Source organism: Stenotrophomonas sp. KH_029 (assembly GCF_057839765.1).
Map to the genome: position 1 here is coordinate 1599865 of NZ_CM174498.1, position 15096 is coordinate 1614960.

The 15096-nt window shown below is 67.4% G+C and carries 14 protein-coding genes and 1 tRNA gene; all 15 read left to right on the forward strand.

The window, feature by feature from the left end:
* The first annotated feature begins 50 nt into the window (after window positions 1-50).
* The gene (ftsH, locus tag AC3ITM_RS07380) at window positions 51-1997 is read left to right on the forward strand and encodes an ATP-dependent zinc metalloprotease FtsH (RefSeq protein WP_489269521.1); all 1947 of its coding nucleotides are present in this window, start codon (window positions 51-53) and stop codon (window positions 1995-1997) included.
* Window positions 1998-2103: 106 nt separating this feature from the next.
* Window positions 2104-2292, forward strand: a complete 189-nt coding sequence (locus tag AC3ITM_RS07385) for a hypothetical protein (protein WP_489269523.1) — start codon at window positions 2104-2106, stop codon at window positions 2290-2292.
* Window positions 2293-2383: 91 nt separating this feature from the next.
* Window positions 2384-2887 (forward strand): hypothetical protein, encoded by a 504-nt coding sequence (locus tag AC3ITM_RS07390; RefSeq protein WP_489269525.1) that lies wholly within the window; start codon window positions 2384-2386, stop codon window positions 2885-2887.
* Between the two features lie 57 nt (window positions 2888-2944).
* On the forward strand, window positions 2945-3844 hold the full coding sequence (gene folP / locus AC3ITM_RS07395; protein WP_489269527.1) for a dihydropteroate synthase: 900 nt from the start codon (window positions 2945-2947) through the stop codon (window positions 3842-3844).
* The gene (gene miaA, locus AC3ITM_RS07400) at window positions 3844-4797 is read left to right on the forward strand and encodes a tRNA (adenosine(37)-N6)-dimethylallyltransferase MiaA (protein ID WP_489269529.1); all 954 of its coding nucleotides are present in this window, start codon (window positions 3844-3846) and stop codon (window positions 4795-4797) included. The genes folP and miaA overlap by 1 nt, the downstream gene beginning before the upstream one ends.
* A 106-nt stretch (window positions 4798-4903) precedes the next feature.
* The gene (gene hfq / locus AC3ITM_RS07405; protein WP_123728913.1) at window positions 4904-5185 is read left to right on the forward strand and encodes an RNA chaperone Hfq; all 282 of its coding nucleotides are present in this window, start codon (window positions 4904-4906) and stop codon (window positions 5183-5185) included.
* Window positions 5186-5211: 26 nt separating this feature from the next.
* Window positions 5212-6522, forward strand: coding sequence for a ribosome rescue GTPase HflX (gene hflX, locus AC3ITM_RS07410; RefSeq protein WP_489269531.1), 1311 nt, complete (start codon window positions 5212-5214; stop codon window positions 6520-6522).
* 134 nt (window positions 6523-6656) lie between these two features.
* On the forward strand, window positions 6657-7151 hold the full coding sequence (locus AC3ITM_RS07415) for a CinA family protein (protein ID WP_489269533.1): 495 nt from the start codon (window positions 6657-6659) through the stop codon (window positions 7149-7151).
* A 35-nt stretch (window positions 7152-7186) separates the two neighbouring features.
* Entirely contained in the window at window positions 7187-8866 is a 1680-nt protein-coding gene (ubiB, locus tag AC3ITM_RS07420; RefSeq protein WP_489269535.1) for a 2-polyprenylphenol 6-hydroxylase, read from the forward strand.
* A gap of 440 nt (window positions 8867-9306) precedes the next feature.
* On the forward strand, window positions 9307-9957 hold the full coding sequence (gene lexA, locus AC3ITM_RS07425) for a transcriptional repressor LexA (RefSeq protein WP_228887662.1): 651 nt from the start codon (window positions 9307-9309) through the stop codon (window positions 9955-9957).
* Window positions 9958-10160: 203 nt separating this feature from the next.
* Window positions 10161-11201, forward strand: coding sequence for a recombinase RecA (gene recA / locus AC3ITM_RS07430; RefSeq protein WP_489269537.1), 1041 nt, complete (start codon window positions 10161-10163; stop codon window positions 11199-11201).
* A 111-nt stretch (window positions 11202-11312) separates the two neighbouring features.
* Window positions 11313-11804 (forward strand): recombination regulator RecX, encoded by a 492-nt coding sequence (recX, locus tag AC3ITM_RS07435; protein ID WP_489269539.1) that lies wholly within the window; start codon window positions 11313-11315, stop codon window positions 11802-11804.
* A 107-nt stretch (window positions 11805-11911) separates the two neighbouring features.
* Window positions 11912-14557 carry an alanine--tRNA ligase gene (gene alaS / locus AC3ITM_RS07440; RefSeq protein WP_489269541.1) on the forward strand — a complete coding sequence of 882 codons (2646 nt, stop codon included), beginning with the start codon at window positions 11912-11914 and terminating at the stop codon, window positions 14555-14557.
* A 141-nt stretch (window positions 14558-14698) separates the two neighbouring features.
* Window positions 14699-14902 (forward strand): carbon storage regulator CsrA, encoded by a 204-nt coding sequence (gene csrA, locus AC3ITM_RS07445; RefSeq protein ID WP_019183311.1) that lies wholly within the window; start codon window positions 14699-14701, stop codon window positions 14900-14902.
* Window positions 14903-14984: 82 nt separating this feature from the next.
* Window positions 14985-15077: transfer RNA gene (locus AC3ITM_RS07450), tRNA-Ser, on the forward strand.
* Window positions 15078-15096 lie beyond the last annotated feature (19 nt).

The window sequence follows — 15096 nt, forward strand, 5'->3', positions numbered from 1 at the left end:
CAACCATACGAATCGCGTCAGGAATTAGAGGAACACCGGAGCCAATGAGGATGAACGACTTGACCAAGAACCTCCTGCTATGGGTGGTCGTCGCCGTGGTGTTGATGGTGGTGTTCCAGAGCTTCTCGCCAAAGAGCAGCGGCGCTGGCGCACAGGGCGCGACCTATTCGCAGTTCCTGGACCAGGTGGACAGCGGCAACGTGCAGAAGGTGACCTTCGCCGGCGAAGTCCGCGGCGGCACCAGCCAGCTGTCCTACACCACCCGCGGCGGCCAGAGCGCCACCATCACCGCGCCCTACGATCGTGACCTGATCAACGTGCTGCGCGGCAAGAACGTGGAAATCGTCCAGGAAGAGCCGTCCAGCGGCATCTCGCTGGGCGCGATCCTGATGAACTTCCTGCCGGTGATCCTGATCATTGGGTTCTGGATCTTCATCATGCGCCAGATGCAGGGCGGCGGCGGCGGGGCCAAGGGCGCGATGTCCTTCGGCAAGTCGCGGGCCAAGCTGCAGGGCGAAGACCAGATCAAGGTCACCTTCGCCGACGTGGCCGGTTGCGACGAGGCCAAGGAAGAAGTCGGCGAACTGGTCGACTTCCTGCGCGACCCGACCAAGTTCACCAAGCTCGGCGGCAAGATCCCGCGCGGCGTGCTGATGGTGGGCCCGCCCGGCACCGGCAAGACCCTGCTGGCGCGTGCCATCGCCGGCGAGGCCAAGGTGCCGTTCTTCTCGATCTCCGGTTCGGACTTCGTGGAAATGTTCGTCGGCGTCGGCGCCAGCCGCGTGCGCGACATGTTCGAGCAGGCCAAGAAGCAGGCGCCGTGCATCATCTTCATCGACGAAATCGACGCCGTCGGCCGCCATCGCGGTGCCGGCCTGGGCGGCGGTCATGACGAGCGCGAGCAGACCCTGAACCAGCTGCTGGTGGAAATGGACGGTTTCGAGGGGGGCGAGGGCGTGATCGTGATCGCCGCCACCAACCGTCCGGACGTGCTCGACCCGGCGCTGCTGCGCCCGGGCCGTTTCGACCGCCAGGTGGTGGTCGGCCTGCCGGACGTGCGTGGCCGCGAGCAGATCCTCAAGGTGCACATGCGCAAGCTGCCGCTGGCCGACGATGTCGAGCCGATGGTGATCGCGCGCGGCACCCCGGGCTTCTCCGGCGCCGACCTGGCCAACCTGGCCAATGAAGCGGCGCTGTTCGCCGCGCGCGGTGGCGAGAAGGAAGTCCGCATGGACCACTTCGACCGTGCCCGCGACAAGATCCTGATGGGCGCTGAACGCCGTTCGATGGCCATGAGCGAAGAGGAAAAGACGCTCACCGCCTACCACGAAGCCGGCCACGCCATCGTCGGCCGCCTGGTGCCCGAGCACGACCCGGTCTACAAGGTCACCATCATCCCGCGCGGCCGCGCGCTGGGCGTGACCATGTACCTGCCCGAGGGCGACCGGTATTCGATGAACCGCGTGGCGATCGAATCCCAGCTGTGCTCGCTGTATGGCGGCCGTGTCGCCGAAGAGCTGATCTTCGGCACCGACAAGGTCACCACCGGTGCCTCCAACGACATCGAGCGCGCCACCAAGATGGCCCGCAACATGGTCACCAAGTGGGGCCTGTCCGACGAGCTCGGCCCGATCGCCTATGGCGAAGAGGACGACGAGGTGTTCCTGGGCCGTTCGGTGACCCAGCACAAGAGCGTGTCCGACGATACCGCCCGGCGCATCGACGAAGTGGTGCGCAGCATCCTGGACAAGGCCTATGCACGCACCACCGAACTGCTGACCGCCAACCTGGACAAGCTGCACACCATGTCGCAACTGCTGCTGCAGTACGAAACCATCGACGTGCCGCAGATCGATGCAGTCATGGAAGGCCGTGATCCGCCGCCGCCGATGGGCTGGGACAAGTCCGGCAAGGACGGTGGCAGCAGCAACAACAACGACAAGGGCGGCGACGCCCGTCCGCTGCCGCCGATCGCAGGGCCGGCCGAGCAGCTGTAAACAGGCTGGATGTGAATGACGAAGGCCGGGGCGACCCGGCCTTTGTCGTTTCCGCGCGATAATGTGCCGCTCGTTCCCGTTTTCCGTTCCCCGTCGCGGAGTTGCCATGTCCACCACGCCCCCCAACCCGGTTTCGCACACCACCGAGATGGTGATCGCCACGGTCGTCGGCGTTGGCATCGGTCTGTTCCGCGACAACTTCCTGCTCGGCGCCGGGATCGGCATCGCGCTGGGTATTCTGCTGAGCATCGCCAAGACCCTGTACGTGGACCGCAAGCGCCGCCAGCAACGCTGAGCCACGCTTGCGCGCCGGCGGCGCGCGCGGCAGGATGCAGCAGCGCCGTCTGCAGCCTGCAGTCGCGCAAACACTTTCCAGGGGGAAATCCATGCGTCATTTGTCGTGCGCCGCTGTTGCGGTGCTGTTGTGCTGTGCCGTGCCCGCGCTGGCGGCCGATATCCACGTGCAGGATCCGGTGCCGTTTTCCGCATCGGCGTACATCGCCGACAACATCAAGGCCGAATGTCGGATGGGCGCGCAGCTGGCCAGCGCGCTGGGTAGCAGCGCACCGGCCCACGGCAACCGGATCGTGTTCGACAGCGCCCCGGCGGCTCCCGGCAGTGGCCGCGTGCTGCAACTGGAACTGGTGGAGGCGCAGAGCGCCGGCAACGCGTTTTCGGGGCACTTCAAATCGGCGACCGCGCGTGGCGTGCTGTTCCAGGACGGCCAGAAGGTTGCCGCCGTGACGGCACGACGGACCTCGCGCGGTGGCGCCTTCGGCGGCTTCAAGGGTTCCTGCGACGTGCTGGAGCGCGTTGTGAATGCAATCGGCGGCGACCTTGCCGAGTGGCTGGCCAATCCCACCGACAACGCGCGTCTGGGCGACTTCTGACGGCTCCCGGCGTACGCCAGCGTAAACTACATGCTGGCGTACTTTCCGGATGGCCCCATGTTCGATCTCTCCCCCCAGCTGGATTGCGGCGGCCGCCGGTTGCGGCTGGACCGCCCGCGCATCATGGGCATCGTCAACGTCACCCCGGATTCGTTTTCCGACGGCGGTGAGCATGCCAGCGTCGATGCCGCGGTGGCCCATGGCCTGCAACTGGTCGCTGAAGGCGCCGACCTGCTCGACATCGGCGGCGAGTCGACCCGTCCGGGCAGTACCCCGGTGCCGCTGGAGGAAGAGCTGCGCCGGGTGATTCCGGTGATCGAACGGCTGGCGCGCGAAACCGGCGTGCCGATCAGCGTGGACACCTTCAAGCCGGAGGTGATGCGTGCGGCGGTGGCCGCCGGCGCCGGGATGATCAACGACATCCATGCGCTGCGCCAGCCCGGTGCGCTCGACGCCGCGGCCGCGCTGGGCGTGCCGGTGGTGCTGATGCACATGCAGGGCGAGCCGGGCAGCATGCAGGACACCCCGCACTACGACGATGTGGTGGGCCAGGTGCACCGCTTCCTCACCGAACGCCTGCTGGTGGCGGAAATGGCCGGCATCGCGCGCAGCAACCTGGTGATCGACCCCGGCTTCGGTTTCGGCAAGACCACCGAGCACAACCTGATCCTGCTGGCGCGCTCGGAGCGGTTCCTGGACCTGGGCGTGCCGATGCTGGCCGGGCTGTCGCGCAAGCGCAGCATCGGCGAGCTGACCGGCCGCGACCGGCCCGGCGACCGCCTGGCCGGCTCGGTCGCCGCGCACCTGATCGCCGCCCAGCGCGGTGCCAAGCTGCTGCGTGTGCACGATGTGGCCGCCACCGTGGACGCGCTGAAGGTATGGGCGGCGGTGGATGCCGTGCCGGCCCTGCGCGTGGACGCGGCCCCGGCCCTGCCGCGCTGGCCGGACGAGGACTGATGGGCGCCGACCAGCGCCCGCTGGCGATCGCGCTGATGGGCCCGACCGCCTCGGGCAAGACCGCCACCGCGATCGCCCTGGCCCGGCAGCTGGGCGGGGAGATCGTCAGCGTCGATTCGGCCCTGGTCTACCGTGGCCTGGAGATCGGTTCGGCCAAGCCCGACGCCGCCGAGCGGGCCCAGGCCCGGCACCACCTGCTGGACCTGCGCGACCCCTGGCAGACCTATTCGGCGGCCGAGTTCGCCGCCGACGCCGCGCGCGCGGTCGCCGACATCCTCGCCCGTGGCCGGGTGCCGATCCTGGCCGGCGGCACCGGCCTGTATTTCCGGGCCCTGCTGCAGGGGCTCTCGCCGATGCCGCCGGCCGACCCGACGACCCGTGCCGGCATCGCCGCCGAGGCCGCCGCACGGGGCTGGGCCGCGCTGCACGCCGAGTTGGCCGCGGTCGACCCGGCCGCCGCCGCACGCATCCACGCCACCGACCCGCAGCGCATCCAGCGCGCGCTGGAGGTGTACCGGCTGACCGGCACCCCGATCAGCCAATGGCAGCAGCTGCCCGGGGTGGACCGGCTGCCGGTGCGCGCACTGAAGCTGATCCTGGCCCCGGGCGAGCGTGCGGTGCTGCACCAGCGCATCCAGACCCGCTTCGACGCCATGCTGGCGGCCGGCTTCCTCGACGAGGTGCGGGCCCTGCGCGCGCTGCCATCGATGGCCGCGGTGGCCGCGCCGCTGGACCTGCCGGCGGTGCGTGCGGTCGGCTACCGCCAGGCCTGGGAGTACCTGGACGGGCAGGGCAGTGCGGCCGAGTTCCGCGATCGCGCCATCTACGCCACCCGCCAGCTGGCCAAGCGCCAGCTGACCTGGTTGCGCGGCGAGCTTGATGCGCGCTGGTTCGATCCCCATGTAGAGGGAGCTTCCCTGGCCGAGGCCGTGTCGGCCTTCGTCGCACGCTGAGTCCACGCCTTCCTCCGCCCCGCCCGTGTACCATCAAGGGTTCCGGTGGGCAGCGGGGGCCGTGGAACTGCCGGAAGACCATAAAAACAATAATCAGGAGTTGGCAATGTCCAAGGGGCAATCGCTGCAGGATCCGTTTCTGAATGCACTTCGGCGCGAACGCGTGCCGGTGTCGGTGTATCTGGTCAATGGCATCAAGCTGCAGGGAACGATTGAATCGTTCGATCAGTTCGTGGTGCTGCTGCGCAATACGGTGAGCCAGATGGTGTACAAGCACGCCATTTCCACCGTGGTGCCGGCGCGTAATGTGAAGGTCGGGCCCGGTGGTGGCTATGTGCAATCCAATGATGGCGCCGATGGCGTCCAAGGTGATGACGACGTTGAGTAACAGCGTGAAGATTTCTGGAGAACTGCGTGTTTGACCGTTCCAAGCGAGGCGAACACGCACTCCTGATCCAGCCGCATGCCGGCCGGCTCGAAGAAGACGTGCTTGAAGAGTTCACCGATCTGGCCCGCTCGGCCGGGGCCACCATCGCGGCCACGCTGACCGCGCGCATCGATCGGCCCAATCCGTCGATCCTGATCGGCACCGGCAAGCTGGACGAGGTGAAGGCCGCGGCCGAGGCCACCGGCGCCGACCTGATCCTGGTCAACCATGCGTTGTCGCCGGGGCAGGAGCGCAATCTGGAGCGCTTCCTGGAGCGGCGCGTGATCGACCGTACCGGGCTGATCCTGGACATCTTCGCCCAGCGCGCGCGCAGCCACGAAGGCAAGCTGCAGGTCGAGCTGGCGCAGCTGCGCCACATGTCCACCCGGCTGGTCCGCGGCTGGACCCACCTGGAGCGCCAGCGCGGCGGTGCCATCGGCCTGCGCGGTCCGGGTGAAACCCAGCTGGAAACCGACCGCCGCCTGCTGCAGAAGCGCGTCGAGCAGCTGCAGAAGAAGCTGGAAAAGGTGGAAGTGCAGCACAGCCAGATGCGCCGTGCCCGCGTGCGCAGTGAGCTGCCGCGTGTGGCCCTGGTGGGCTATACCAACGCCGGCAAGTCGACCCTGTTCAACGCGCTGACCGGTGCCGACGCCTATGCCGCCGACCAGTTGTTCGCGACGCTGGACCCGACCGTGCGCCGCATCGCGCTGCCGGGCGGCAACGTCGTGCTCGCCGATACCGTCGGCTTCGTCCGCGACCTGCCGCACGACCTGGTGGCGGCGTTCCGTTCGACCTTGTCCGAAGCCCGCGAAGCGGACTTCCTGCTGCATATCGTCGATGCCGCCGATCCGCACCGCGAGGAGCGCATCGCGCAGGTCGATGAAGTGCTGACCGCCGTCGGCGCGGGCGACCTGCCGCAGCTGCTGGTGTTCAACAAGATCGACCGCATCGATGGGGCCGAGGCGCGCCATGACGGCCAGGATGGCATCCCCGACAGCGCACGCCGCGAACGGGTCTGGATTTCCGCCCGCGACAACGTCGGCCTGCCGCTGCTGCAATCGGTGCTGGGCAAGCGCCTGGGCCTGCAGCACGTCAGTGGCGCGCTGCGCCTGCCGCCCAGTGCCGGCCGCCTGCGCTCGCGCCTGCACCAGCTGGAGGTCGTCCGCGGCGAAGAGAGCGACGAAGAGGGCTGGCTGCTCCAGGTCGAAATTCCGATCGCCGAAGCCGAGAAGCTGGCGGCCGGCGAGGGCGGGGAACCCATCCGCGCCATGCTCCCGGAAAAGCTCCCGGAGTGGTGATGGGTGTGCCGGCCGCTGGCCGGCTCCCATGATCCTGAGGGTGCGCGCCCTCCGCCGCACCCGGCGACACACGACACCACCCGCGTTTTCGGCTAAAACAGGGGGCGTTCGCCCCCGTTGATCCAGGATTGCCCATGACCGTTCCTTCCGACGCCGAGCTGGGCGCCCTCGCCAGTAACGTGGGCCAGCGCCTGCAGCAGGCCTCGCTGCAGCTGGTCACCGCCGAAAGCTGCAGTGGCGGCTGGATTGCCAAGGCGATGACCGATGTCGCCGGCTCCTCGGCGTTCTTCGATTGCGGCATGGTGGTGTACAGCTACGAAGCCAAGCAGCGCCTGCTCGGCGTGCGTGCGCAGACCCTGGAGCAGTTCGGCGCGGTCAGCCGCGAGACCGTGCTGGAAATGGTGTCCGGTGCGCTGGTCAATTCCGGTGCCGGCATCGCCGTGGCCGTGACCGGTATCGCCGGTCCCGGCGGCGGCAGCGAGGGCAAGCCGGTCGGCAGCGTCTGGATCGGCTGGAAGGGCCGCGGTGGCTATGCACGCGCCCAGCTGTTCCAGTTCGACGGCGACCGCGATGCCATCCGCCGGCAGACCGTGCAGCAGGCGCTGACGGGAATTTTCGCCCTGGTGTGACATCCTGACGCGACGGCTGACAGGAGGGCGCGCAGATGTGGGAAACGCTGGGAACCGTGCGGGACCTGGGGCGGTTGCAGGAAATCGCCTCGGTGCTGATCCGCTATGGCTTTGGCGACCTGGTGCGCCGGATCGGCCTGGCCGACGTGCTCGAACGCGCCGGCCGGCTGCTGCACTGGAACGACACCCAGCAGATGCTGCGCATGACCGCGCCGGTGCGGGTGCGCCGGGCGATGGAAGACCTCGGCCCGACCTTCGTCAAGCTCGGCCAGGTGCTGGCTACCCGCGTGGACCTGTTCCCGCCGGACTGGATCGCCGAATTCTCCGAACTGCAGAACGCGGTGCCCGCGCTGCCGTATGCACAGGTGCGCGAGCAGCTGGAGCGCGACCTTGGCGCGCCGGCCAGCGAGGTGTTCGCGTGGCTGGATGAAACGCCGATGGCCGCCGCCTCGCTGGCGCAGGCGCACCGCGCGACCCTGCACGACGGCACTGCAGTGGTGCTGAAAATCCGCCGGCCGGGCATCCGCGAGGTGATCGAAGCCGACCTGCGGCTGCTGGCGCGCCTGGCCGAGATCGTCGAAGCGCGGCTGCCGGACCTGCAGCGCTACCGGCCGGCCGAGGTGGTGCAGCAGTTCCAGGTGTCGCTGCGGCGCGAGCTGGATTTCGCCGCCGAATGCCGCAACGCCGAACGGATCGCGCGCAATTTCCACGGCCGCGACGACATCCTGATTCCCAACGTGCACTGGCGCTGGACCTGCGAAAGCCTGAACGTGCAGGACTTCGTCGACGGCATCGCCGGTCGCGACCTGGCCGCGGTCGATGCGGCCGGGCTGGACCGGGTGCAACTGGCCCACCGCGGCGCGCGCATCGTGCTCAAGATGGTGCTGGAGGACGGCTGTTTCCACGCCGATCCGCACCCGGGCAACATCATCTACCTGCGCGACGGCCGCATCGGGGTGATCGACTTCGGCATGGTCGGGGCGATCTCCGAACAGCGCCGCTTCCAGGTCGCCCAGCTGCTGCACGGGCTGGTCAGCCAGGACCCCGAGGCGGTGGCCGACGTGCTGCTGGACTGGGCCGGTGGGGTGGACGTGGACGAATCGCGGCTGCAGCAGGACATCAGCACCTTCGTCGACCAGTACCGCGGCGTGCCGCTCAAAGACCTGCACATGGGCCTGATGCTGGGCAACATCACCCAGCTGCTGCGCCACTACGCGCTGACCCTGCCGGCCGACCTGGCCTTGATGATCAAGACCTTCCTGACCCTGGAAGGCATGGGCCGGCAGTTGGACCCGCAGTTCGACATGGCCGGCGCCGCGCGTCCGTACCTGGAACGGGTGATGTGGCAACGCTACGCGCCGGCGGCCATGCTCAAGCGCGGCAAGCGCAGCCTGGTGGGGGCGCTGGAACTGATGGGCGAGCTGCCACGCGACGTGCGCCGGCTGCTGCAGATGGCCCGTCGCGGCCGGCTCCAGCTGAAGGTGGAAACCACCGCGCTGCAGGGCTTCGGCGACCAGGTCAACCGCGCCGCCAACCGCCTGGTGATGGGCATCGTGACCGCCGCGCTGATCATCGGCTCCTCGATCGTCATGCACAGCGTCGGCGGCATCTCCAGCCGCTGGCTGCTGGCGCTGGGCGTGGCCGGCTTCATCGGCGCCGGCTTCTGCGGCGTATGGATCCTGTTTTCGATCTGGCGCAGCGGCAAAAACCCGTAGGGTTTTTGCCGCTGGAATCCGCAGGATTCCCGTAATCTCCCGCCCAAGCGGGGGATTACGTGTAGGTCCGACCGTTGGTCGGACGCTCCTTGCTGACCGGCCCGTCACCGCTTGCCCCGGGTAGAGCCACGCCATGCGTGGCTGCTCCGGCCCGTCACCGCTTCCCCCAGGTAGAGCCACGCCATGCGTGGCTGCTCCTCATCCGGCCCCACGAATGCCTGACCCATCAGATTGCGGAGGGTAAACGCCGGAGAGATGGCCGCAAACGACACGCGCCAGCGCCGCCAGGCATTGCCGCGCTGGCGCGCGGTCACCGACCAACGGTCGGTGGCTACAGGTGTTGTTGGCGGCTTCGACCGGGACGGGACCACCCTTCTTCCATCGGCTCTTCCTCTGCGGGCACTTGCGTGCCCGCATCGTTAGTAGTAATACTACTAACCATGGACCTGACCGACACCCAGCAGGCGATCCTGCAGTTGATCGCCGAGCGTATCGAGACCGATGGCGCACCGCCGTCGCAGACGGAAATCGCACGTGCCTTCGGCTTCAAGGGGGTGCGCGCGGCGCAGTACCACCTGGAAGCCCTGGAGCAGGCCGGGGCGATCCGTCGCATCCCCGGCCAGGCCCGCGGCATCCGGCTGGTGCAGGTGCCGCCGCTGCAGGACGGCCTGCCGGCCTCGCTGTCGGTGCCGGCACTGCCCGACCATGTGCTGCGCCTGCCGGTGCTGGGCCGGGTCGCGGCCGGCCTGCCGATCGGGGCGGATATCGGCTCGGACGATTTCGTGGTGCTGGACCGGGTGTTCTTCTCGCCGGCCCCGGACTACCTGCTCAAGGTCCAGGGCGACTCGATGATCGATGAGGGCATCTTCGACGGCGACCTGATCGGTGTGCACCGCACCCGCGACGCCCGCTCCGGGCAGATCGTGGTGGCCCGCATCGACGATGAAATCACCGTCAAGCTGCTGAAGATGGGCAAGGACCGGATCCGGCTGCTGCCGCGCAACCCCGATTACAAGCCGATCGAAGTAATGCCCGACCAGGACTTCGCCATTGAAGGCCTGTACTGCGGCCTGCTGCGGCCCAACCGCTGACCCTTTCCAACGTAATACCTGCACGGTCTTTTGTGGCGATTCTCTGGTTCTGCTGAGGTTGGTACGGATGTCCGATAATTTTTTTCCGAACGCCGGGCAGAATCTCAGCCTGTGCGATACGCCCGCCTTAAAGTGAACCCATGGTCAAGAAGACCTCCAAAGACACCCCCTCCAACGACACGACCTCTGCAAGGACCACTCCGATGGACGAAAACAAAAAGCGTGCCCTCACCGCCGCGCTGAGCCAGATCGAAAAGCAGTTCGGCAAGGGGGCTGTCATGCGCATGGGCGACCGTGTCGTGGAGGCGGTCGAAGTCATCCCCACCGGTTCGCTGATGCTGGACATCGCGCTCGGCATTGGCGGCCTGCCCAAGGGCCGCGTGGTGGAAATCTACGGCCCGGAGTCCTCGGGCAAGACCACCCTGACCCTGCAGGCCATCGCCGAATGCCAGAAGAAGGGCGGCACGGCAGCCTTCATCGATGCCGAGCACGCGCTGGACCCGATCTACGCGGCCAAGCTGGGCGTCAACGTCGATGACCTGCTGCTGTCCCAGCCGGACACCGGTGAGCAGGCGCTGGAAATCGCCGACATGCTGGTGCGCTCCAGTTCGGTGGACATCGTGGTGATCGATTCGGTCGCCGCGCTGACCCCCAAGGCCGAAATCGAAGGCGAAATGGGCGACCAGCTGCCCGGCCTGCAGGCCCGCCTGATGAGCCAGGCGCTGCGCAAGCTGACCGGCAACATCAAGCGTTCCAACACCCTGGTGGTGTTCATCAACCAGCTGCGGCACAAGATCGGCGTGATGATGCCGGGCCAGAGCCCGGAAGTGACCACCGGCGGCAACGCCCTGAAGTTCTACGCCTCGGTGCGCCTGGACATCCGCCGTATCGGCGCGATCAAGAAGGGCGATGAAATCATCGGCAACCAGACCAAGATCAAGGTGGTCAAGAACAAGCTGGCGCCCCCGTTCAAGCAGGTCATCACCGAGATCCTGTACGGCGAAGGCATCAGCCGCGAAGGCGAGTTGATCGACATGGGCGTGGAAGCCAAGCTGGTCGAGAAGGCCGGCGCCTGGTACAGCTATGGCGATGAGCGCATCGGCCAGGGCAAGGACAACGCCCGCGGTTATCTGCGCGACAACCCGCAGATTGCCCAGCGCCTGGAAGCGGAGCTGCGCGAGAAGTTCCAGCCCGAAGAAGCCGTGCGTGAAGGCGGCGACGACGTCGAAGACGACGCCGAGTGAGTTTCCTGCGGGGCAGGGCAGCGCCGTCAGTGACGCTCGCCTTGTCCCGCGGTTTCCGTATTCCCCCGACGGGGGGAGCGCCAGGGACGGCGCACTTGATCGAAGGTTGCCATGTCCGATTCCGACGCCCCGGCACCCCGCCGTAAACGCCGCATCAGTGAACAGACCCCGGTCCAGCGGGCGCTGGGCCTGCTGGTGCGCCGCGAGCACTCGCGCAAGGAGCTCACCCGCAAGCTGCAGGCCCGCGGCATCGAGACCGAGGCGGCGCTGGCGGCGGTGGACAAGCTCAGCCAGGCCGGCTGGCAGGACGACACCCGCTTTGCCGAGAACCTGGTCCGCATCCGCGCCAATACCGGCTACGGGCCGATCCACATCCGCGCCGAACTGGGCACCCACGGGCTGGACAGCGAGCAGATCGCCGCGGCCATGGACACCTTCGAGGGCGATTGGGCCGAGAACGCCCGGGAGCTGGTCTGCCGCCGGTTCGGCCCGTCCGGGCCGGAAGCGCTCCCCCAGCGTCGCAAGGCGGCCGATCTGCTGGCCCGGCGCGGCTTCGACGGCGACAGCATCCGCCGCGCCACCCGCTACGACCCTGACGACTGAGCGGCCCGGGCCTGATACCCTTTGTGGTTTCGGCGCTCCTGCAGTAGGTACCCGGCCATTGGGGCTGCGTGCCAAGGACCGACCGGCCCGCATGAAGCCAGCCCCCCATGACCGCATCCAAATTCACCACCTCCCAGATCCGCAGCGACTTCCTTGAGTTCTTCAAGGGCAAGGGCCACACCATCGTGCCGTCGGCGCCGCTGGTGCCGGGCAATGACCCGACCCTGCTGTTCACCAATTCCGGCATGGTGCAGTTCAAGGACGTGTTCCTTGGCGCCGAGAAGCGCAGCTACGTGCGCGCGGCCGACGTCCAGCGCTGCCTGCGCGCCGGCGGCAAGCACAACGACCTGGACCAGGTCGGCTACACCGCGCGCCACCACACCTTCTTCGAGATGCTGGGCAACTGGTCGTTCGGCGATTACTTCAAGAAGGACGCCATCGCCTGGGCCTGGGAGCTGCTGACCCAGGTCTGGAAGTTGCCGGCCGAACGCCTGCTGGTCACCGTCTACCAGACCGACGACGAAGCCTACGCGCTGTGGCGCGACATGGTCGGCATCCCGGAAGAACGGATCGTACGCATCGGCGACAACAAGGGCGCCCCGTTCGCCTCGGACAACTTCTGGCAGATGGCCGACACCGGTCCCTGCGGCCCGTGCACCGAGATCTTCTATGACCACGGCGACCACATCGCCGGTGGCCCGCCGGGCTCGCCGGATGAAGATGGCGACCGCTACATCGAAATCTGGAACCTGGTGTTCATGCAGTTCGATCGCCAGCCCGACGGCACCCTGGTGCCGCTGCCGGCGCCGTGCGTGGACACCGGCATGGGCCTGGAGCGCCTGGCGGCGATCCTGCAGCACGTGCACACCAACTATGAAATCGACCTGTTCCAGGCGCTGATCGGCAAGGCCAGCGAACTGACCGGCATGGCCGACCTGGAGAACAAGTCGCTGCGCGTGATCGCCGACCACATCCGCGCCTGTTCGTTCCTGATCGTCGACGGCGTGCTGCCGTCCAACGAGGGCCGCGGCTACGTGCTGCGCCGGATCATCCGCCGCGCGCTGCGCCATGGCTGGATGCTGGGCGTGCGCCAGCCGTTCTTCAGCAAGCTGGTGCCGACCCTGGTCGCGCAGATGGGCGTGGCCTATCCCGAACTTCCGGCCCAGGCCGATACGGTGGTGCGTGCGCTGCAGGCCGAGGAAGAGCGTTTCGCCGAGACGCTGGATTCGGGCATGAAGATCTTCGATGACATCGCCGCCCGGGTCACCGATGGGGTGATTCCCGGCGTGGACGCGTTCCGCCTTTACGACACCTACGGTTTCCCGGTCGACCTCACCGCCGACATCGCCCGTGAGCGCGACATGCGCGTGGACATGGACGGCTTCAACGCGGCCATGGATACCCAGCGCGAAACTGCACGGGCGGCCGGCAAGTTCGGCGGCGGGGTGACCCTGTCGGCCGATCTGGTGGCCACCCTCAAGCCGACCGTGTTCCTGGGCTACGACCGCCTGCAGGCCGATGGCCTGAGCGTGGTCGCCGTGCTCAAGGACGGCCGTCCGGTGCAGGCCGCGCAGGCGGGCGAGGAGGTCATTGTGATCACCGACCAGACCCCGTTCTATGCCGAGTCCGGCGGCCAGGTCGGTGATACCGGCGTGCTCACCGCCGCAGGCCTGCAGCTGCAGGTCAGCGACACCCAGAAATTCGCCGGCCAGTTCCATGGCCATGTCGGCACGATTGCCCAGGGTGGCCTCAAGGTCGGCGATGTGCTGTCCGGGCAGGTCGATGCGCAGCGTCGTGGCGCCACCATCCTCAACCATTCGGCCACCCACCTGTTGCACGCCGCGCTGCGCGAAGTGCTGGGCACCCATGTGCAGCAGAAGGGCTCGCTGGTGGCGCCGGACCGCCTGCGCTTCGACTTCTCGCACTTCGCACCGATCAGTGCCGGCGACCTGGCGGTGATCGAGCGCAAGGTCAATGAACAGGTGCGCGCCAACAATGCCGCCGAAGTGCACAACATGGGCATGCAGGAAGCATTGGAGTTCGGCGCGATGGCGCTGTTCGGCGAGAAGTACGGCGAGCATGTGCGCGTGTTGAAGATGGGCGACTACTCCACCGAGTTGTGTGGTGGTACCCATGTGGCGCGTACCGGCGACATCGGTCTGTTCAAGATCACCGCCGAAGGCGGGGTGTCCTCCGGTGTGCGCCGCATCGAAGCGGTGACCGGCCAGGGTGCACTGGATTACGTCGCGCACGAAGAAGCGCAGCTGGGCGAAGCGGCCGCACTGCTCGGCGGCAACGTCGGCGAGGTGGTCGACAAGATCCGCCAGCTCGGCGAGCGCCAGAAAAAGCTCGAACGCGAACTGGAGGCGATCAAGGCCAAGCAGGCCGCCGGTGCGACCGCCGATCTCGGCGCAGCCGCGGTCGAGGTCAAGGGCATCAAGATCCTGGCTTCGCGCCTGGAAGGCTTCGACGCCAAGGCGTTGCGCGATGCGATGGATCGCCTGAAGCAGCAGTTGGGCGATGCGGTGATCGTGTTGGCCGGCACCCAGGACGGCAAGGCGGCCCTGGTTGCGGGCGTGAACGGCAGTGCAACGGGCAAGGTCAAGGCCGGGGAACTGTTGTCGCACATCGCCAGTCAGATCGGGGGCAAGGGCGGCGGCCGCCCGGATCTCGCCCAGGGTGGTGGCGAGGACGGGCCCGCCCTTGCTTCTGCCCTGGCTGCAGTGGTGGACTGGGTCACTCCCCGTATCTGAACGCCCCGGGCTCTCTGCTCCTTGAAGGGGCAGGAGGCCTGACGTTACTATGGCTAATCCTTTCCCTTTGTCGTGTGGCGCTCCTTGGCTGGACGCCGAACCGGTGGGGAAGATCCACCGGTTCCCTGGAGACTTGCAAAAATGTTGATCCTGACTCGCCGTGTAGGCGAAACCCTGATGATCGGTGACTCGGTCAGCGTGACCGTGCTCGGCGTCAAGGGCAACCAGGTGCGTATCGGTATCACCGCTCCGAAGGATGTGGCCGTGCACCGCGAAGAGATTTACCAGCGTATCCAGCGTGGCGATGAGCCCAATGCTTCCGGAAGTGAAAATTCTTCGGATTAAGGGCTTTACCTTCGGGCGCGGAAAACGTTATGATTCGCGCCCCCGCTGAGATGAATCAACGCAGCGGTGGAACAAGAACACTGGAGCGGTGCCCGAGTGGCTGAAGGGGCTCCCCTGCTAAGGGAGTATAGGGCTTAAAACTCTATCGAGGGTTCGAATCCCTCCCGCTCCGCCAGTTGTAAGAGCCCCTGAGC

Coding starts and splice junctions, on each gene's coding strand:
- ftsH (WP_489269521.1), top strand. CDS start 51: ATGAACGACTTGACCAAGAACCTCCTGCTATGGGTGGTCGTCGCCGTG.
- AC3ITM_RS07385 (WP_489269523.1), top strand. CDS start 2,104: ATGTCCACCACGCCCCCCAACCCGGTTTCGCACACCACCGAGATGGTG.
- AC3ITM_RS07390 (WP_489269525.1), top strand. CDS start 2,384: ATGCGTCATTTGTCGTGCGCCGCTGTTGCGGTGCTGTTGTGCTGTGCC.
- folP (WP_489269527.1), top strand. CDS start 2,945: ATGTTCGATCTCTCCCCCCAGCTGGATTGCGGCGGCCGCCGGTTGCGG.
- miaA (WP_489269529.1), top strand. CDS start 3,844: ATGGGCGCCGACCAGCGCCCGCTGGCGATCGCGCTGATGGGCCCGACC.
- hfq (WP_123728913.1), top strand. CDS start 4,904: ATGTCCAAGGGGCAATCGCTGCAGGATCCGTTTCTGAATGCACTTCGG.
- AC3ITM_RS07415 (WP_489269533.1), top strand. CDS start 6,657: ATGACCGTTCCTTCCGACGCCGAGCTGGGCGCCCTCGCCAGTAACGTG.
- ubiB (WP_489269535.1), top strand. CDS start 7,187: ATGTGGGAAACGCTGGGAACCGTGCGGGACCTGGGGCGGTTGCAGGAA.
- lexA (WP_228887662.1), top strand. CDS start 9,307: ATGGACCTGACCGACACCCAGCAGGCGATCCTGCAGTTGATCGCCGAG.
- recA (WP_489269537.1), top strand. CDS start 10,161: ATGGACGAAAACAAAAAGCGTGCCCTCACCGCCGCGCTGAGCCAGATC.
- recX (WP_489269539.1), top strand. CDS start 11,313: ATGTCCGATTCCGACGCCCCGGCACCCCGCCGTAAACGCCGCATCAGT.
- alaS (WP_489269541.1), top strand. CDS start 11,912: ATGACCGCATCCAAATTCACCACCTCCCAGATCCGCAGCGACTTCCTT.
- csrA (WP_019183311.1), top strand. CDS start 14,699: ATGTTGATCCTGACTCGCCGTGTAGGCGAAACCCTGATGATCGGTGAC.